The organism is Opitutia bacterium ISCC 52 (assembly GCA_014529675.2).
GTDB lineage: Bacteria > Verrucomicrobiota > Verrucomicrobiia > Opitutales > UBA2995 > UBA2995.
Window position 1 is genome coordinate 2,962,728 of record CP076040.1, and the last position, 19,986, is coordinate 2,982,713.

Consider the following 19,986-nt stretch of genomic DNA (forward strand, 5'->3'; position numbering starts at 1 on the left):
TTATTTCTTGGAATCGTAGAAGCCTTTCAAGCGTTCTATAATCGCATCGGCATCGCTCATACCCAACACCTCTTCGGCCACCGCTTCTACTTCTTCCAATGATACATTTCTTAAGAAGTGCTTAATCGAGGGTACAAAATTAGGCGAGACGCTCAAACTGCGAAGTCCCAAACCAATAAGTAATGGAATAAAATAGGCATCTCCAGCCAGCTCACCGCAGATACTGACAGGTTGTTCTTTCTCCTTCGAATTTTCGACAACTAATTTAAGGACACGATGCAGAGCCGGATGACCTGGCTCGTAAAGATGAGCCACTCGCTCATTCCCACGATCGACTGCAAGCATGTACTGCATCAAGTCATTGGTTCCTATACTGAAAAAATCGCAATAGTCGGACAGGATATCACTTACCAGAGCAGCGGAGGGAATCTCGATCATAATCCCCACTTCCGTTGACTTATCAAACTTCACCTTGTCTGCCTGCAGCTCCTTCTTCACTTCCTTAACCAAGGCGTTCGCCTGATTGAGTTCCTCAAGGTTGCTGATCATAGGGAACATGATCTTTAGATTGCCATAGGCACTCGCCCGCAGCATCGCACGTAATTGATCTTTGAATACTTCAGGATAAAGCAAACTGAACCGAATCGCCCGACACCCCAAGAAAGGATTATCCTCTTTACCGATAAGGTCTTTTCGTTGAAGTACTTTATCGCCACCTAAATCATAGGTCCGAAGGATAACCGGGGTTCCCTTCATCGACTCGACGACTTCCTTGTAGGCAGTAAACTGTACTTCCTCGGTAGGGAAATTGCCTGACTTCAAAAATAGGTATTCCGTTCGATACAGCCCAATTCCATCAGCCCCCGTCTCGAGCACGCGAGGTATTTCATTATTCCCTTCAATATTGGCCATGACGCTGATTTCAACACCATCGGTCGTAATTGCAGGTTCGCCTGAATGCTTGAGGAATTCGAGTTCCTGAGAGTCGCGAAGTTTCTTACTTTCACCATACTGGAACAATGTGGCCTCAGTTGGATTAAGAATAACCACGCCTTCAAACCCATCGATGATAATATCATCGCCATTCTGCAGTACTTTAAGAATGTTGTGTACTCCGACTACAGCAGGCACGCTCGCAGCCTTGGCCATAATTACTACATGACTCGTACGACTACCTGCTTCAGTGATAAATCCTTGCAAATATTCGGTTTGAATCGCTGCGGCATCAGAAGGAGTGAAATCGTGGGAAACGACAATCTGTTCCTTATCTATCGATTCGAGACTCTCAAGCGTTTCTCCCGATAAATTGTAGAGGATTCTTCGAGAGACGTCCTTAATATCATTCAAGCGCTCCTTAATAAACTCGTCGTCTATTCTCTGAAAAGCCTCGATGTACTTCTGCGAAATCTTATGAAAACAGGACTCAACATTCTGACGATTTGTTTTCAGCTCAGTGATCGTCTCATCAATCAACGCTGGATCCTCAAGAACCATCAAATGGGCATCAAAAATCTGAGCCTCCTCTTCCCCAAGGCGATCAGCCACCTGGTGGCGAATCTCCGAGATTTCGTGGCGGGTCTTAAGCAGAGCCAGTTCGAATCGCTTTATTTCGCCATCAATCTCTTCGGCATCCACCAGATAATGAGGGATGTAGAGCTCGTTTTCGACGTGCACGAAAGCCTTGCCAAAAGCAACGCCTGGCGCAGCGGCAATACCTTTAAATATCTGTTCTTTTCCTATACCCGATGACATGCACTTTCTAACTGTAGTAGCTCTAATTAAGACAAAACTTCAGCAGCAATTGTGCCTGAGAGCAAAGGTTTTTATCTTTGATGAAGGGCCGCAGCAGGAATTATAACTCCTTTGTTACACATGGGCTCCCAATCGGCAGACCTTGAAGAACACCGAATCGCTAAAGGCATCCTTTACAAGGACTTCCAACGACTCCTGCATGGCCAGATCGGGTAATAAACAGAAACAACTCGCCCCGCTACCGCTCATTAAAGGGCGAAGTCCCAATTCTGAACGAATGCGATCAAAAAGGGTCGGAAATGCGACAAACTTCTCAAATACAGGCCGCTCGAAGCTATTATAGAGCAGCTTTTCAAGCGGAAGCTCACACTTCTTCCATGACTCCAGGCGTTTCTCAACTGCCACACTATCAGCATAATAGCTGGGGTGCTCGGCCAACACACCATATGCCCAAGGGGTTGAAATACCAATACTTGGCTTGAATACAGCAATCGCCTGGCCTTTCAACGATTCGGAAGCTTCAGCAGAAAGAGGCTCTATCTGCTCTCCTCGCCCACGCATGATCAGGGGCGTCCGATGCAGGAACAGGGGACAATCTGACCCCAGTGTAGCTGCCAGTTCAGAAAGAGCCTCCATGTCCAGAGGCTTTTCAGTCAGCTCATTGAGGGCTAATAAAGTAGTGGCGGCATTACTGCTTCCGCCCCCGAGTCCAGCTTCCATTGGAATATGTTTTTCCAGATGAATAGTCAGACCCCAGTTACAACCGGTAACTCGCCTGAAAGCCTCAACCGCCTGCACGACGAGGTTCTCGGCTCCAAGAGGCACAGAAGATTCGCTACAAGTGAATTGAACGGAGCCTGCCTCACCAGAAACCGCTACTTCCAAGAAATCTCCAACATCAAGGGGAGTGACCAAAGATACCAAATCATGAAAACCGTCGTCTCGTTTACCCGTCACGGCCAAAAGCAGATTAACCTTGGCAGGGGAAAATAATCGCATTGTGCTGTTGGTTTTCACACGCATCACGCTGTCATTCAGTCCGATTGCTACAACTGAAAAATCTTCCTACTACCTGAACCGTATTCATGAAATCCTGTGAAATGATACTAGCGCTCGACATTGAGTCTCGAGAAGAAGCACGCAAACTTCTCAATGACATCGGCCCAGAACTAAAATGGGTCAAAATCGGCTTGCAGATGTTTACTGCTCACGGACCTGAGTGGGTTAAGGAAGTTGCAGGTCTGGGCTTCAATGTATTCCTCGACCTCAAGCTCCACGACATCCCCAATACGGTCGCTAAAACGGTTCAAAGCTTAAGCCAGCTACCCATTGGAATGCTGACGATTCACAGTAGTGGCGGCGTGGAAATGATGCGTGCCGCTGACCAAGTCAGACAGGAACTAAAACCAGAGCTTCTTTTATTAGGCGTGACCGTGCTCACCTCAATGGACGAAACTCAACTTCGGCGAGTGGGCATTCCAGCCACCCCACCCGATCAAGTCCACAACTTAGCAAGCGCGGTAGTCGAATCCGGAGTCAAGGGATTGGTATGCTCCGCTAAAGAGCTCGACACACTTGCACCCAAATTTTCCAACGACTTGCAGTTTGTTACACCCGGCATACGACCGGTTGGAAGCTCAGCAGACGACCAAAAGCGAATTGTAACTCCAGCTCAAGCAGCGGTCAATGGTTCCAACTACATTGTCGTCGGACGTCCAGTTTACAAAGCCGACTCACCTCGCGAGGCCGTCCAGGCCATCAACGCTGAATTGGCAAGTTAAGGAAAATGAGTACAGTCGCTATACTGCTTTGCGCTGGATCGGGAAACCGTATGCAGGGCAAGGTTGAGGACAAAATTTTGGCCGAGCTAAACGGCCGCATTGTATTCGAGCACAGCGTAGTAGCATTCGAACAATCAAACTTTGTTTCTAGCTTTATCGGCGTGTTTCGAGACGCTGCACAACGTTCCCAGCTGGAGGAGCATTTCAAAGCCTGCTCCTCAAAACACATTCAATGGGTAAGTGGTGGTGCTGAACGGCAGGACTCCGTATTAAAAGCTCTGGAAGCGGTTCCCGAAGATACGAACTTCGTCATGATTCATGATTGCGCTCGCCCTCTGGTTACCAAGGAAGCCCTGATTGAGCTTCATGAAACCATGGTTAAGGACAAGGCAGCAGTACTTGCTCATCGCGTGGTAGACACCATCAAACAGCTCAGTTCCGAATCGAGCCAAATACGCCAAGCTAAACTAAACAACCTGGATCGTAGAAATCTCTGGGCCATGGAAACTCCCCAGGCATTTTCCTGGAAATTAATTTTAGGCGCCTACCGTAAATTGAAAGAAGATAACATTCAAGCCACTGACGATACGGCAGCCGTCATTGAATATGGCTATCCTGTATCCATTGTAGAAAATAATCTGGCTAATCCCAAAATTACACACCCAGAGGATTTGGCCATTGCGGAACTGATGTTGCAACAAAGGTCGCAGCTATCCTAATAGGAACCTATCTCAAAATAAAAAATAATGCGCATTTTGGAATGTGAGATAGATACTAACCGACTTCATTTATGACCCACCTTCCCTACCGAATCGGATTTGGCTATGACATCCACCGCCTGGTGGCAGACCGCAAACTAGTATTAGGAGGTGTAGAAATCCCTTCAGAATTTGGACTGGACGGCCATTCAGATGCCGATTGCCTCACGCATGCCATTGCCGATGCTATCCTGGGCGCCTGTAGCCTTCCCGATATTGGTCACCAATTCCCCAACACAGATCCAGAGATTGAAGGCATTGATTCTCAAATCATATTGGCGAAATCCGCTGCATTGGCAGCCGAAAAAGGCTATCGAATTGGCAATATCGACAGCTGCCTCATCGCAGAAAAACCCAAAATTGCGCCCTATATTGACGATATAAAGAAGATCATTGGGAAAACACTGGACCTTCCGGGGGATTGCATCGGAATAAAGGCTACCACTCAGGAAAAACTGGGGTCTCTGGGCGCAGGAGAAGGCATTGCAGCTCATGCAGTATGCATGTTGTACAAGCTTTGATTTTGAAATCTTTGAACGCCTTCAACTAGCATCAGTCTCTTTTAGTATCTCAAACTCTCTCTACTTTGGATAAATTTTTCGCATTTCGCCGTTATCTCCGTTCCTGCAAAGGCCGATTCCTCCTAGGAATTGCTGCTGGATTAATCATGGGCGTAAGCAGTGGATTCGGCGTCCCCTATTACATACAGGTTGTATTCGCCAATGTGTTCGAATCGGCATCTGAAACATACAGTGGTTTCGAAATTTTCTTCATTGCGGCTCAATTGCCTGGAGTATTCCTCATCCGGGGCATTTCCGGGTATTTTAATCAGCTATGGATGAACCACTGCGGACTGACTATTCTGAAGGGTATCCGCGCTGATCTTTTTGCCAAAATCCAGCACCTGCCGCTTGCTTACCACGACAGAACCAAAAGCGGGGACCTGCTATCACGAATCCTTTCGGATACCACGCTGCTGCAACATACCCTACAGGAAACCGCCAACGGCATCTTCGCCTATCCCCTTCAAGTGATAGGTGCATTCAGCTACTTGGTATTCTTGTCCATCCAGCAAAAGGAAGTCGTTTTTATTCTCTTCATTATTTTAACCGCACCCTTAGCAGTCGTCCCCGTTCTTCTGATTGGCCGTCGACTTAAGAAACACGGTATCGACATGCAGGAGTCCCAAGGAGAAATGACTGAGGGACTTAGCGAAAATCTGGACAGCGCCACCGAGGTAAGAACCTTCAATCTTCAGGATCAGCAGATTTCCATTTTCGATCGCTTCCTGCAGAAACTGTTCAGAAAGCAAATGAAGGTCGTCAAATATGAACGGATGGCCCAACCCTTGATTGAGTTCCTCGCCTCTGCCCTCGTCTCGGTTACTTTCATTTTCTGCTACTTGAATGAAGTCAAACTCTCCACGTTCTTAGCATTGGGCGGTGTCATGTTCATGACCTACGATCCGCTAAAAAGAGTATTTCGACTTTATGGGAATATCCAGAAATGCCAGGGCGCCATTAATCGCATCAACGAAAGCCTCGAGGAGCCTGATTCGATGCAAGACCCTGACAGACCTGTGCAATGCGATATTCCGGAAGGAAGAATTACCTTTGAGGATGTGTCCTTCGGATATGCAGACGTACCGGTCATAAAACACCTTTCAGCCACTATTGAACCCGGATCAGTGGTAGCTTTGGTCGGCCCGAGTGGAGCAGGCAAATCGACTTTCGCGAAGCTGATACCACGACTTTATGAGATTACTAATGGCAGTATCCAAATAGACGGTACGGACATTCGACATTTCACAAAGAAACACTTGCGGGACAAAATTGCGGTCGTCTCCCAACATCCCGTATTGTTCGACGACAGCCTGTTCAACAATATCCTGATTGGCCGCCCAGACGCTACCCGAGAGGAAGTCATCCAAGCTGCTAGAGACGCTCACGCTCACGAATTTATTGATGCGTTTGAAAAGGGTTACGATACCATGGCCGGAGAACGTGGAGGACAACTTTCAGGTGGCCAAATACAGCGCATAGCCATTGCACGTGCATTCCTACGTAACTCTCCTATTCTAATTCTAGACGAAGCTACTTCGGCCCTCGATTCGCACAGTGAAGAAGAAATTCAAAAAGCCCTCGCCTCACTCGTGGTAGGGAAAACGGTGATCATCATCGCTCACAGGTTCAGCACCATTCGACTGGCAGATGACATCATGGTGTTTGAAAATGGCGAACTAGTTGCATCCGGATCGCACGAAACATTGTATCAGACTGATCCATTGTATACAGCACTATACACAAAACAACTCTAGCCCAAACTTCTCATCAAATACGCACAATTATTAGCTAACAATTATTATGGAGAAGAGTTGCAATCAATGATCAGGATTCTCTCCGGCATTATGCCTATTCCACGTATTTTCAGGCCGACATGCCGAGTGTTGTTCCGGTCTGCTCCGCATCCGGTCTTGTCGAAGCTTCGCTTCTCGGAACTCCATCACAGCTTAGTTAAGCACAGAAGTGTGCGCCCGCGCTTCTCCGTCGTCAGCCTCAACATTGGACCGATTCGCTTCGCGTTCGGTCATGTCACCACTCCATTCTTCGGAACAACTCTGTGAGAAAATTGCGCTAGGTTTTTCATGGACTTCTTTTACCTCAGATTCCTCATCAAGGTCCTAAAAGGGAACAGCCTGTTATTCTCCCTCATTATAGCCCTCGGATTCATTGGCTTCTCGGTATTTGGAGAAATCCGTTCTACATTCAGAAGCGTTGGACTTGCCTGGCCCATCGCATGGATCGGTTCGATCGTCCTTGTCACCTATTTGGCAAAGCAGGAAACCAAACTACAACTCAGACCCAAATTCAAACTCGCCTTCTGCCTGGGCGTGGTCTCCTTTGGCATACTTTCAAGTTTCATTCTGGGTGCTTACGAAAAGTCGCTCATGAAAGACATTCCCAAATACGATCTGGATACGACACCAGCCAATAATATCCAACGCCGACCAGGACCGCGCGGAAAGTAGCTACTCCTTTTCGGCGAGCTGCTTGAGATTAGCCAAGCCCTTTTCGTAGTTTTCGCCCACCATCTTCTCCATTAGGATACCATAATACCGCTTGATGGGGTTTCCGTGAAACTCACCCGCGAAGCTCCAGGTGACGTGTGTCGAATTTTCTTCAGGACTTAGAGTGAACGAGGCAAAGGACGGGCTATCCTCCCACCCCTTAAATTGCATTTCGAACGTAGCGCCCTTCGGTGGATCAAACTCAGAAATGGTAATTATTCCGCTGCCTGCTGTTTCTCCCGCCCAATGGTAGTTTCCTCCCATTCCCGTGGTAGTGGTGCCATAAGTGACTCTCATTTCCGGATCCATTTCAATCCAGGGAGACCATTCAGGCCAATTTCGTAACTCCCCGACTAAGGGAAAGATGGCCTGAGCCGGAGCGTTAATAACAAAAGACCTCTCGTATTGGTATGACTTGGGCAGTACCAGGGAACCAGCAAACACCACTAAAAAAACAACAGCCACAACAGCCGATAAGATCTTTAATATCTTCATAGGAAAGCTTTGGGACTGTGAGTAATCCACACCCCTTTGACAAGCGATCGCTTCAAGGATCATTTTTTTGAAATACTGTAACTTATAGCAATCAGCCGGGTAATAAGATAAACAACCTTTCATATATGAATATCAGAAAACTCGAAAATCTGGGCCTCTGAGCTCCCTTTCTCCTCTCACTAGTAGCCTCGACTCAACTTTCCGCCAAAGTCGAAGACACTGTAAAAGAAACGTTCACCACCAGTGGCTCAGGGCTACTCTCCCTGGAGCTCCAATCAGCTGGAGTCGATATCGACACTTACAATGGCTCAGAAGTGAGTATTGAGATTACTCGCACTCTCAAACGGGGTGACCAAGACGATTTCGACAAGGAGCTGGAGAAACTCGATCTTACTTTCGAGCAATCAGGAAACGACATCCGTTGTATCATGACCTACGACAACAAGCTTACAGGGTGGAGTTTGTTTGGATCTAGCAAACGTCTCAATTTCAAGGCTGCGGTCCGATTACCAAAGTCATTTGACGTAATTACCAAAACCTCTGGCGGCGGGATCAACCTATCATATCTGGAAGGCGATGCCGAACTACGCACCTCAGGTGGGGGAATCGTCATGGAGTCTGTGGACGGAAATGTGATCGCAAGAACTTCCGGTGGAGGTATTCGAGCCAACAATTTGAACGGAGATGTGGAAATGAGAACCTCTGGAGGATCCATCAAGTCAGAGACGATCACTGGTAAATTGCAGGGACGTACTTCAGGGGGTAACATTGTCATCAACGACGTTCATGGAGATGCAAACGTCTCGACCTCCGGTGGCTCTATTCGCCTGGGCATTGTCCAAGGAAACTTGGAAGCAACCACCTCAGGTGGAGGTATCACGGCTTCAATCGCGAGTCAGCCAACCCAAGACTGCTATCTTAAAACTTCCGGTGGAAGTATCACCGTAGCCATCAACCGAGAAGCCAATTTGGCCATCGACGCATCCACATCAGGAGGTGGAGTGTCAACACAACTGCTCCTTTCAACATCGCATGTGAAACGCTCTTCCTTAAAAGGAACTTTGAACGCGGGCGGTCCACTTCTGAAGACAAGAACCTCGGGCGGCAGCATCCATCTCAACTCGATTTAGAACGCTGCCCTTTCCTGGGAACGCGGGGCACCAGTTGTACCGCTCGAAGCTTTGTGCGTAGGCTGGCTCGGCAAATAAACTCGATACTCAAAAAATGGTAGGGCAATTGCGTCCTCGCAATGCCGAATCGTACGCCCCACTAGGTGGCAGGGCAAGGATACCAGTGCCTTCCATACAACCAAAGCGGACAAACTAATCCTCATGTTTCATTGAACAGAAGGCAACGAAGACACAAACGTACATCCTAACCTTCGTTCCCTTTGTTGCCTTCTGTTTAAATTTGATCCGCTCCTACACTTTCACACTTCATCGGCTCACCCATTCTATCAGCTTGCTTTCATTTCTCACTTGAATAAAGGTCAGGCCATTAACGACTCTTTGTTCAATCATATGAAAATACTCCCCTATCTCACACTCTCACTCATCGCTTCTCTCTTAGTTGGCTGCGGCTCAGCCACCGAAGAAAGTTCAAACACCCTTTCCCTGTTCAATGGTGAAAACCTTGACGGCTGGGAAATTCAGAATGGGGGTCAATTCTCCGTTGCTGACGGAGTGCTCACGATCAACAAGGGCACGGGATGGCTCAGGTCAGCCGATACCTTTGGCGATTTTACGCTGACCATGGAATTTCGTTTTATGGAAAAAGGCGCTAATAGCGGTATCTTTGTCCGAACCGGCCCCACCAGCAACGACGACGAGAACGGCTGGCCCAATAATGGCTACCAAGTGCAATGTCTCGATGAAATCGAACATCAATATCCACTTGGCTTTATTATTCCCTACGGCGCTCCTGAATTTCAATCCGAGTCCAGCCTCGATGCATTGAAGAGCGTCTACAAGCCAGCTTTGGAATGGCACACTTACGAAATCACCTGCCTAGGAGAAACCATGGAGGTAAAACTCAATGGAACGGTGATCACCACTTGCACAAGCATCAAGAATTTGACCGGCCATATTGGCATTCAAGGTGAACTCGGTCATCTGGAGTTTCGTAAGATTGAAGTGACTCAACTGTAGGAGCGGCTCCTCAATCTCGCTGTCGATTCGTTGCCTGATGAATGTGAATACATCGCCTGGATTGATTGCGATGTGATCTTTGAAAAACCGGATTGGGCTGAGGCAGCGATGGAGGCTTTGAAAAGCTTCAATCTGGTGCATCTGTTTCAAGAGCGCAAAGACCTACCCATAGACGCTGACCTTGCGATGGTTTTACAGGGTGACGCACATTCTTCCGCTGTAGACACGAGGCCTTCAACCGGCTACCGCATTGTCCTGGGTGACTCAGTGCAGGAAGATTACCAGCGCGTATCAGGAGAAGCCAAGTCAACCACGGGACTGGCCTGGGGTTGTCGCCGGGAATTGCTTCAGACCCACGGTCTGTATGATGCCTGTATAGTCGGGGGTGGTGACCGTGTCATTCTGGGATCTGCCATGGGTTGGCTGGAGCTCACTGCCGATTACCACAGAATGTTTGGAGCGAGGAGGGATCATTACTTCGCCTGGGCGCAGGCCTTTCACCAATCCGTCCAGGGACAGGTGGGATACATCGATGGCAGCCTGGTTCACCTCTGGCATGGAGAGACCAAAAACCGACGCTACGTCAGTCGACTGAACATTCTTCCCAGGCATGATTACACCCCTCAACACGATATCGCCCTGGACGCTAACGGAGTGTGGACATGGGCATCCGAAAAACCCGCCTTGCATCAGGATGTAAGCGAATATTTCGCAGGGCGGCTGGAAGATGGAAGGGCTAGTTAGCCCTCTACTCTGCTTCCAATAACTGAACCAGCCCGGCGAGCAGCTCAGGGTTATCAGGGGCCAGGTTTTTTTCTTCGCCAATGTCCTTGGAGAGGTCGTAGAGTTCCCAGTCCGCATCCTCGCTGTTTTGAATGGCTTTCCAATTACCCAAGCGGACGGCCGCTTTGCGACCACGACGTTCCTCATACAACCAGAACAGGGGGTCCATACGTTTCTCCTCTTTACCCAGGAAGGCAGGTAAGAGGGAACTGCCATCCACATGGTCGGGCGTTTCTATCCCTGCCAGTTCGCAAGCCGTGGGTAACCAATCCCAGAATGCGGAAGTGAACGCCGAGGTGGTCCCCTGCTCGATCCTGGCAGGCCAGCGGGCAATCATGGGCACGCGAATGCCGCCTTCGTAGAGGTCGCGTTTATAGCCTTTCAAAGGACCATTGGAATTGAAGAATTCATGATCGTGATTGCCCTCATGGTGAGGGCCGTTGTCGGAGGTGAAAATGACGAGCGTGTTATCATCGATTTTCAGCTCCTTAAGCAAGGTCATGATCTTTCCAACATCGCGATCCATGTGCGTGATCATGGCGGCGAAACCCTTTTCCGGATTGGGCCAGTCTTTATCGGCAAACTCACGATAGCTTGGCACTTCCATACCATCCATCCAGGCACGACCCCCTTCGTTGTTGGCGTGGGGAATGGTCCAGTGCACGTGAAGCAGGAACGGGTTCTCGGCATTGCGACGAATGAAACCCAACGCCTCATCGGTCATCACATCATGCGAGTAGGTCTCACGTCCATTAGCCACGCGCCCACGATACGGTTCATGCGCTGGCCCAGGTAGATTTCCTTTGAGAGGCACCTGCTCTCGATTGCGCCAAAGATAAGGAGGATAAAAATTGTGTGCGTTACTTTGGTTTAAAAACCCCATCCAGAAATCGTAACCATGGTCATTGGGATGCCCATCCTCACCGTCAAACAATGCCCACTTGCCAACACCGCCCGTTACATAACCTGCATCCTGCAACAACTCTCCCACGGTGACATCCGAGTCCTGCAAGGCGTAGGCCGCATTCCCAGTAATGGGTGCATGCCTGGGATCAAGGCCTGTCCAAAGCGCTAAGCGTGATGGACGGCAAACGGTATTCCCCGAGTGGTAGTCGGTAAACTTCATACCTTCCGCAGCCAGACGATCAATGTGAGGCGTCGCAAACCCGGTCTGACCGAAGCAACTCAGGTCACCATACCCAAGATCATCGACCATGATGTAAATTAAGTTGGGTTTTCCACATATACCCAGAGGCAGAGCTAACAGTAAAAAGACAATTAGTTTTGAGAAGCTAGAGGTAGACATAAGCTTGAATAAAGATACCGCTGGATGAATTGACAAGTCATGCCTGCAAAGATTCATGCGATTAAAAAGGGATGGACCGCATTCGATCCATTTTCTGTTTGTGAGTCTATCATTGGAATTCAACAATAGAACCCATGAAGAAACTTTCCTTACTCCTTTTGCTACTTCCCACGTTTGTGGTGGCAGATTTAGGCAAAACCGTCGATAAGCTGGCCTCAACCGTCGAACCAAAAGTGATAGCGTGGAGACACGACATCCACCAGCACCCTGAACTTTCGAACCAGGAGTTCAGAACCGCCGCCCTGGTGACCGATCACCTCAGCAGCCTGGGGTATGAAGTGCAAACCGGAGTCGCCGTCACCGGCGTAGTTGGTGTTCTCAAAGGCGGTAAGCCCGGACCCGTGGTGGCCTTGCGAGCCGATATGGATGCCCTACCCGTTACGGAAGAAACCGGCCTACCCTATGCATCGAAAGTGAAAGCTGAGTATGGAGGCAAAGAAGTGGGAGTCATGCACGCTTGTGGTCATGACGCTCATGTCGCGATCGCCATGGGAGCTGCCGAGGTATTTGCCAAGATGAGAGATGAGCTGCCCGGCACCATTAAGATGATCTTTCAGCCTGCGGAAGAAGGTGCCTGGCCGGCCTCGGTTTGGGGAGCCCAACAAATGATCCAGGAAGGGGTTTTAGAACATCCAAAAGTAGATGCGATTTTCGGTCTGCACGTCCGTCCCGGTATATCGGGTTCGGTTCTCGTAAAACCAGGCCCACTCATGGCGAGTTCCGATTTCCTAAGAATCACGGTAACCGGGAAACAAACGCATGCAGCCATACCTTGGGGGGGCATCGATCCGATCACCGTATCAGCCCAAATCATCCTGGGTGTTCAAACCGTGGCCAGTCGCCAGGTGCCGATATTGGGCAGCCCATCGATTGTATCCATCGGTACCATACAAGCTGGAGAACGAAACAACATCATTCCCGACGAAGTGGTCATGACCGGTACCATACGAACCTTTGATCACGATGTCCGATCGGCCTACCACGAGAAAGTTAAACGAACCGCTGAAAAGATTGCCGAAAGCGCTGGGGCAAAGGCAGACGTTTACATCGGTGCTGACACCGGTTATTCACCGACCATCAACCATCCGGAGCTGACCGAAGCGATGACTCCAACCCTCGAAAGAGTGGTGGGCGCCGACAAATTATTCGAGAGCACCATGACCACGGGAGCCGAAGATTTCTCCTTCTTTCAAAAAGAAGTTCCCGGTATGTTCTACTTTCTAGGCGTGACTCCAGATGGCCAACTCACAGAGGACACACCGGTCAATCACTCCCCACTGTTTATGGTCGATGATGGTGCGATGCTCAATGGCATACGAACCATGTCGCACCTCGCGGTGGACTATATGTTACAGAATCAGTAAGACCGATCCCAGATTTACTTCATGCGAGAGAAGTCGGTCGGCTCAAGAAACTCGTAGGTCACTCCACCTTTGACCGTCAATCCACCTCCGGCTCTTTCTTCAGAGGCTTTGCGAGCAGACTTCCAATCGGGATCCTGTCCAAACGCTCCAAAGGAAGCTTTGCGCGCCTCTTCACTGTCGTGAGTAATCAGATAAATAAGCGTGTCGGCCGCTCCTTCCTGATCAGCTTGCGGCTGCATATAGATAACATTCTCGATACCATGCTTCTCAAAAAGACCAATGGTGTGGTCACGGAAGCGGGCATGCAAATGAGGCAAACGACCTTCAGCTGCTTTGTAAGTGCGGATCTCAAACAAACGATTGGGAGAATCCTGGCGTCTCACAACTCGAGGAGAGTATTCGGTCGCATCCAGGAATACGCTGTCGATCTTGGTAATCAGTCTTCCATTCACAGAAGAAGCCTTTGCTGCTGCTTTCCAAGCTGGGTCATCTTGAAAGGCGCGCCACATGGTTTTTTGCTCTACGCGATCAGGAAAAGCGATGATGTAGACCAATTTGTTGTCCGTATTATCCTTCGGAACCCAGTAACCGATATTCTCAATCCCGTGCTTTTCGAATAACGCGCAGGTGTGGTCACGAAATCGGGCGATAAGATCGTCTAACTTCCCTTCAGCAGCGTAGTAAGTACGGATCTCAAAGCTCCGGGTATCGTGCGCTTGGGTAGCAGCAAATGATAAAAGTTGGGTAACAATCAGGGTGACTATCAGTGAAGAACGAATTTTCATTCGCCCAAATTGAGGAAATTCAGGGCGGCAGTCACCCAAAATATCAAAAATTGATAGATCCGATTATTCAGTCACCCCCTAAGTTGATAATTACCAGCCTGGCATGCCGGTTTCAGCTCCATAAAATGAAGCGAGTCTTCCGGTTCCTTGCCGCTCGTGAATCTGGAGCGGAGTGGATACATTTCACAGACATAATCTACAAAGAAAAAGGCCAACCCGATCTGGGTTGGCCTTTATAAATTGTTTGGAAGCTAAAGATTAATCTTCATCAGGCTTTTTGTAAGCCTTGTGACCTTTCTTTTGGGCATCACGCAACTTAGCAATGATGGCTTCAGCTTTTGCATTGTCGCCACCTTTGAATGCTTTCTCAAGAGCGGTCAAATGAGCAACCATTTGCTCCATGCCCTTTTTGTATCCCTTAACGAAGTCGGCTTGTTCACCCTTAGGCTGGTCTTCTTTCCAGGCAGGTTCGAATTCGAGAGATTTTTGGGCTGCAGCTAGCATCTTACCCGCGAGTGCGGCTGAAGAAGCGTTCTTGGCAGGGTCTTTTGCTTGGCGACGCAATGTACGAAACGCCTTGCTGATAGTTTCCATCTCTTCGCCGAGAGGAGTATGGTCATGGCCGCCTCCACCGTGAGACGCGGCATTGAGGACAGAGAGGTTAAGACCGCCAAATGCGATCACGAGGGCAATTATTGAAGCGAGTAAACGTGTTTTCATTAAGGTGTATTGATTGGTTTGATGTAAAAGTGTTCCGCTAGAGACGCAAAAAAGTGGAGACAGTTCAAGTTTCATTCAACACAGATTTAACTGCCTAAGATAGCAGAAAGTTACAAAAAACGCAGAATCTTCAGCAGAAATACCCTGAATCTACCCCTCTTTGTAGTCCAATCGGCTGCATTTCTGTCATTTGCCCCAAGGTATTTTGGATTCCCTCTTCCCAATCGCTTCCGCACGAATGATCCCCCTTAGCCACACGGATAACATGAAATCACTCACCAGGAAGCCCTCGAAAGGCCGTATGTTAGACCGAGGGAGCTAATTCAGGATTCTTCCCGGATTTTCCGGTAGATTTCTTTCGCTTGGTCGTAAGCTAGTTTAGCGGCTTCAATATCACGGTCTTCGATTTGCCCTTTCTTTGATTCCCAACAGGTATCCACCGCGTCCATGCACCACTGAGCACTGCGTTTATTCGCGCGAATAGGTTGTCCATCCACCTCAATAAAAACGGGATTGGTGTGCGCAGTCGGCAATATCCGTAAGGCCACCCAACTGGACTTTTCAATATCCAGATCAAACTCCATGCGGCTCATAGCTCCATCCGCATAAACTTCCTTTATCGCCGCCACTTCTCCATTAACGATCAGTTCAATCGGCACTTTTCGTGTATTGCCAATCCGACTACGCTCATCATGCCAATAGGGCTTATTATCTAAACGGGAGTTTCTAATGCTCTCGGTCCATTCAGTAGGTTCTGGCTCCAGCATCGCAGCAACATCCACACTCACTTTTACTTTTCCTGGTGCCTTCAAATCTAGCTGACTGATTTCGCCACCCGAACCTGCTTCTCCCACAGCTACCTCATTCACTTTAAAATCAATTAAGTGACTCATGCCGTCGCCTACGTAACTGCGGCCCAATTTCACGCCCTGAATCCAGGTATCGAAGTCGAGCGGCTGGCCTTCGTCCAACTTCACATAGACTCGACCTAGACCCACTTTGTCTCCGTATATGCATGGAAAGTCAGTTTCGCCAGATATGCGCGTACGAAATCCACAATTCAATGTGTAGTACCAGACATTGAGTTCCCAAATAACAGGTGTATCAACCGTCGAGATAAAGTCGCACACATTGTGAGCTGCAGCCACCACATATTCATTAGCCCCGATACCATCGAAAGGAGGCATCTCATAGTCAGGCAACTTATCGGCAGCCCGTCCTGATCGAGCATTGAATCGGGTTCGATAGGGCATGGTTTGCATTCGTTGTCCATTAGGACCAATATCGGGTAATCCAAGCCCCCAACCAGAATGGCTATAGCCAACCACACCCCCCCTGCTTTTTTCCCATTTCAAAACGGGAAGCGTCCAACTAGGCCACTCTTCAACTTTGGTCGTTCCTGGGAGTCATCTTCTTTTAAGCGCAAAAGACAGAGGTGCCCGGCATGAGAAGAGGGAAAACCGCTGACCTCGACATCGTAACGCATTACATAGTTCTCTCTGGATAAGGCGGAAACCTTACCTTCGAAATACTCCTTTTGCGCATACCAGCAGGGTCCCCAGGTAAGCACGCAGCCTACATTTAAATCTTCACCAAGAATATGCCTCATCATATCCGAAGGAGAAACTCCCTCCGTTGGGTTTTCGTAATGAGCACAGCCGGCTGCATGCACATGATGATCACCTGAATACCAACCAATGGCCGCAGGGTGAATCCAACGTTTGAGTTTAAAGTCGACGCGTTGACTCACGTATCCAGTTCCAACTACAAGCTCACGGGTTTCCGGATAATATTCAGGGCCACGAGAAATAGTCATCGAGTATTTTCCAGGTGGTAGAAGAATCGATTCTCCATCGGCCCGGTAAACCTGGTCGTGAAAAAAGAAGTCAGGCGCCAAGCGACGAGCGGGATTTGGGTAAACGCGTCCGTCTTGATCTTTAACAACAAAAGCAGCACTCGTCGGTTCACCATCGTGATCCTTCACTCCCAGCACTACATCCACTGCAGGAACACATTGAAATAAAATCCCCACGCCATTTCTGAAGCCGATATCTTGGGTCCCCTGCCCCACATTGAAAGCCAGGGTCGCTTCCCTACGACCTACGTCGCGGCTGTAGAGTTGAATGATGCGATACTCCAGTTCGAGTCCGGAAAGTCGAGGATTCATCGGCCGCTTATCATACATGGTCAAGTCGAGCCAACGTTGCGCCACGTCGGAAAAAGTGATATCGAGCGACGGGGATTTCGAACCGGTGCTTCTACGGTATTGGGGAGCTGCATTCGGACTTTCGGCGACCAATGTAGGTGTTATTTCAGCCTCATTGTGTACTTTGACCAGGAAGGTCCGCCACCTTTGCTGGACCAGTTTCTTATCCACGGAGCCCATGTCTACTTTCACCCGACTCTCATCACTGATATGGACGCCAGCTACGCAGTAGCGATCTAGGATCTCCTGAATCCCATCTACAGCACGCTCTCCATCGTCGTCTCGAAATAACGCTTTGATTTGCGCTTCGTCCTCTTCACTAAGCGGTGCTCCGACATAGTCCAGTGCATCCAATAAGCGTTGAGTTGCCGAGATTAAGGGTTGGTGCTCAACTTCATACACCGGAAGAAAATCCTGAGCATACAAGGGATTGAGCAGCGTAAATAAAAGAGTACCGAAGAGAAGAAGTTTTTTCATAGGGCAATAGACGGGGTTTGGAAATCCCATCTAAAGCCGAAGGCGAAAAAAGATAAAGCTTGCAGCTTAGGGACCTGGGAACGCCAAGCACCAGCTTGGCCTTTTTGGTAGGGCTACCGATGAACGAAGGGAGGACACATCTACAAGCGAAGCGCTGAATAACACGGCATCCTGCCGTGCCGATTCCTTATCATCCGCAACGGCGGAGCAGGGACGCTCTTGGCCTACTCTTTTTCTAACTGCTCCACAGCCTGATCGTTCTCTGACTCCGAACTTCGATTCACCGACCAGAAATATAGACATACATTAAATACAACTAACAGCATCGCTACCCAGAAAATGGGCTGTGAGGTAATCTTTACCTTCTTATCTTCATCATATTCGGACTCTTCCATAATGCAGTCACTAGTAATAGTGGGGTCCAACTCCAGCACAAGCCGGTCCGTACAAAAGAAACGGGGCCCAACGAATTGGACCCCGTGAAAAATAAGCGTAGACTTAAAGCGCTTCTGAATCGGTCTCACCCGTCCGAATGCGAACGGCGGTTTCAACCGGAATGACAAAGACCTTACCGTCACCGATCTTACCGGTGTTGGCCGTTTTGATAATGACTTCGACCGCTTGTTTAACAATGCCTTCGTCCACCACAATCTCAAGCTGAGTCTTTGGCAGAAAATCGACCGTGTATTCACTTCCGCGATAAATCTCGGTGTGACCTTTTTGGCGACCGAAGCCTTTTACTTCCGTAACGGTCATTCCTACGACCCCGATTTCAGACAGGGCGTCTTTTACGTCTTCGAGTTTAAAGGGCTTAATAATAGCTTTAATTAATTTCATGCTAAGAGCTTAAGTTTGTTGGTGAAAATAAAGTGATTATAGTTAGAAACCATATTTATTCATAGTTGTAAGAAGTTTCACCGTGTTCCTCTTGATCGAGGCCAGTGTGTTCGACTTCTTCAGAGACTCGCAATCCTGTGACAGCTTTACAAATAAATACGATGATTGCGGTAGCCACAGCGGACCAAATAACGGTAACACCAACACCCTTCACTTGGGTGACCAGTTGCGCTCCGATGCCGTGGTCGCTCAGCCCTCCGAAAGCGGCAACACCAAAAAGGGCAACCAGAATGGTGCCCATGATGCCTCCCACTCCGTGAACAGCAAACACATCCAGAGAATCGTCGATACCCAATGAATTCTTCACAATGCCGCAGGCGAAGTAGCAAATGAGACCGGCCAGGAAGCCGATGCATACGGCACCCATAGGGCCAACCGCACCTGAAGCAGGTGTGATCGTAGCAAGACCAGCGACCATACCAGTAACGATACCGACGAGACCCGGCTTACCAGTCTTGAGCCATTCTACGACCATCCAGGTCAAACTCGCTACCGCAGCGGAGATGTGAGTGACCAGCATAGTCATGCCAGCCGCTTCATTGGCGGCCACCTGGGATCCGGCGTTGAAGCCGAACCATCCCACCCAGAGCATGGAGGCACCAATCATGACCATTGCAGGATGGTGTGGAGGACGAATGCGTTTGGGGAAGTCAGACCGAGGTCCTAACATTTTGGCAAGGACTAAAGCGGAAATACCAGCCGTCGCGTGAACGACGATTCCTCCAGCGAGATCAATCGTGCCGTTATTGAACATCCAACCATTGCCACTCCAAACCCAGTGACAGACTGGAGCATATACAAGAAACAACCAAAGCGTAGTAAACAGGAGGATGGCAGAAAATTTCATCCGTTCAACAAAAGCTCCGACAATCAAACCAGGGGTGATGATGGCGAAAGTCATCTGGAACATAATGAAGACCGTTTCCGGGAACGTGCCCCCGTTCAGCTCACCCACCGTGATTCCTTTGAGGAATATGTGGTCGAGGTTTCCAATCCAGGCATTGCCATCGGAGAATGCCAGGCTGTAAAGGCAGACGACCCAAAGCACGGAGGCCAAACAGGCGACCGCAAAACAATGCATGAGTACGGACAGCACATTTCTGGAACGAACGAGACCACCGTAGAAAAGAGCCAAACCGGGCAGGGTCATAAACAAGACCAGCACCGTGGCGGTTAACATCCAGGCGGTATCGCCCGAATTGAGAGCAGAACTTTCATGTCCGGCTGCAGAAGCTATTGCGGGAGCTATCGAGAGCAGCAGACATGCGGAGACAATTTTTTTAACGAATCGGAAGAGCATAATTGGAGAATAAACGATTTAGAGAGATAACCATCTAACTCTACCCCTCACCAAAGCTCTCTCACAAGTACTATTTTATTTTATTTAT

Annotated in this window: 17 protein-coding genes and 1 pseudogene; 9 read left to right on the plus strand and 9 right to left on the minus strand. The window is 48.9% G+C overall.

Annotated features, from left to right (window positions below):
• Positions 1 to 1,752: a phosphoenolpyruvate--protein phosphotransferase gene (ptsP, locus tag GA003_12640; protein QXD26879.1), complete on the minus strand. Its 1,752-nt coding sequence runs from the start codon at positions 1,750 to 1,752 to the stop codon at positions 1 to 3.
• Positions 1,753 to 1,866: 114 nt separating this feature from the next.
• Positions 1,867 to 2,751, minus strand: coding sequence for a 4-(cytidine 5'-diphospho)-2-C-methyl-D-erythritol kinase (gene ispE, locus GA003_12645; protein ID QXD26880.1), 885 nt, complete (start codon positions 2,749 to 2,751; stop codon positions 1,867 to 1,869).
• A gap of 86 nt (positions 2,752 to 2,837) precedes the next feature.
• Here ispE and pyrF point away from each other — a divergent pair, with 86 nt between their 5' ends.
• From pyrF to GA003_12670, 5 genes are all read left to right on the plus strand, one after another.
• A complete protein-coding gene (gene pyrF / locus GA003_12650; GenBank protein QXD26881.1) occupies positions 2,838 to 3,533 on the plus strand; it encodes an orotidine-5'-phosphate decarboxylase in 696 nt (231 codons plus the stop codon).
• A 5-nt stretch (positions 3,534 to 3,538) separates the two neighbouring features.
• Entirely contained in the window at positions 3,539 to 4,252 is a 714-nt protein-coding gene (gene ispD / locus GA003_12655; GenBank protein ID QXD26882.1) for a 2-C-methyl-D-erythritol 4-phosphate cytidylyltransferase, read from the plus strand.
• 71 nt (positions 4,253 to 4,323) lie between these two features.
• Positions 4,324 to 4,812 carry a 2-C-methyl-D-erythritol 2,4-cyclodiphosphate synthase gene (gene ispF, locus GA003_12660; GenBank protein QXD26883.1) on the plus strand — a complete coding sequence of 163 codons (489 nt, stop codon included), beginning with the start codon at positions 4,324 to 4,326 and terminating at the stop codon, positions 4,810 to 4,812.
• 65 nt (positions 4,813 to 4,877) lie between these two features.
• Positions 4,878 to 6,608 (plus strand): ABC transporter ATP-binding protein/permease, encoded by a 1,731-nt coding sequence (locus GA003_12665; GenBank protein ID QXD26884.1) that lies wholly within the window; start codon positions 4,878 to 4,880, stop codon positions 6,606 to 6,608.
• 327 nt (positions 6,609 to 6,935) lie between these two features.
• Entirely contained in the window at positions 6,936 to 7,319 is a 384-nt protein-coding gene (locus GA003_12670; GenBank protein ID QXD26885.1) for a hypothetical protein, read from the plus strand.
• On the opposite strand, the gene GA003_12675 is transcribed toward GA003_12670, so the two are convergent.
• Positions 7,320 to 7,853, minus strand: a complete 534-nt coding sequence (locus GA003_12675) for an SRPBCC family protein (GenBank protein QXD26886.1) — start codon at positions 7,851 to 7,853, stop codon at positions 7,320 to 7,322. It lies immediately after the preceding gene.
• Between the two features lie 263 nt (positions 7,854 to 8,116).
• Between GA003_12675 and GA003_12680 the strand changes: the two genes are divergently transcribed.
• The 3 genes from GA003_12680 (at position 8,117) to GA003_12690 (ending at position 10,744) form a co-directional block, all read left to right on the plus strand.
• Positions 8,117 to 8,983: a DUF4097 domain-containing protein gene (locus GA003_12680; GenBank protein QXD30427.1), complete on the plus strand. Its 867-nt coding sequence runs from the start codon at positions 8,117 to 8,119 to the stop codon at positions 8,981 to 8,983.
• A 390-nt stretch (positions 8,984 to 9,373) separates the two neighbouring features.
• Positions 9,374 to 10,000 (plus strand): DUF1080 domain-containing protein, encoded by a 627-nt coding sequence (locus GA003_12685; protein ID QXD26887.1) that lies wholly within the window; start codon positions 9,374 to 9,376, stop codon positions 9,998 to 10,000.
• Positions 10,001 to 10,030: 30 nt separating this feature from the next.
• Entirely contained in the window at positions 10,031 to 10,744 is a 714-nt protein-coding gene (locus tag GA003_12690) for a hypothetical protein (GenBank protein QXD26888.1), read from the plus strand.
• Between the two features lie 4 nt (positions 10,745 to 10,748).
• Here GA003_12690 and GA003_12695 read toward each other — a convergent pair whose 3' ends face one another.
• Complete coding sequence (locus GA003_12695; protein QXD26889.1) at positions 10,749 to 12,089, minus strand: arylsulfatase; 1,341 nt, start codon at positions 12,087 to 12,089, stop codon at positions 10,749 to 10,751.
• 134 nt (positions 12,090 to 12,223) lie between these two features.
• Here GA003_12695 and GA003_12700 point away from each other — a divergent pair, with 134 nt between their 5' ends.
• A complete protein-coding gene (locus GA003_12700; protein QXD26890.1) occupies positions 12,224 to 13,513 on the plus strand; it encodes an amidohydrolase in 1,290 nt (429 codons plus the stop codon).
• A gap of 14 nt (positions 13,514 to 13,527) precedes the next feature.
• On the opposite strand, the gene GA003_12705 is transcribed toward GA003_12700, so the two are convergent.
• The 5 genes and pseudogenes from GA003_12705 to GA003_12725 all read right to left on the minus strand — a co-directional run bounded on the left by GA003_12705 (position 13,528) and on the right by GA003_12725 (position 19,898).
• Entirely contained in the window at positions 13,528 to 14,298 is a 771-nt protein-coding gene (locus GA003_12705; protein ID QXD26891.1) for an NIPSNAP family protein, read from the minus strand.
• Positions 14,299 to 14,556: 258 nt separating this feature from the next.
• Entirely contained in the window at positions 14,557 to 15,018 is a 462-nt protein-coding gene (locus tag GA003_12710) for a hypothetical protein (protein QXD26892.1), read from the minus strand.
• A 323-nt stretch (positions 15,019 to 15,341) separates the two neighbouring features.
• A pseudogene (locus tag GA003_12715) lies at positions 15,342 to 17,701 on the minus strand (CehA/McbA family metallohydrolase).
• A 498-nt stretch (positions 17,702 to 18,199) separates the two neighbouring features.
• Positions 18,200 to 18,538, minus strand: a complete 339-nt coding sequence (locus tag GA003_12720; GenBank protein ID QXD26893.1) for a P-II family nitrogen regulator — start codon at positions 18,536 to 18,538, stop codon at positions 18,200 to 18,202.
• A gap of 55 nt (positions 18,539 to 18,593) precedes the next feature.
• Positions 18,594 to 19,898 carry an ammonium transporter gene (locus tag GA003_12725; protein QXD26894.1) on the minus strand — a complete coding sequence of 435 codons (1,305 nt, stop codon included), beginning with the start codon at positions 19,896 to 19,898 and terminating at the stop codon, positions 18,594 to 18,596.
• Positions 19,899 to 19,986: the final 88 nt, after the last annotated feature.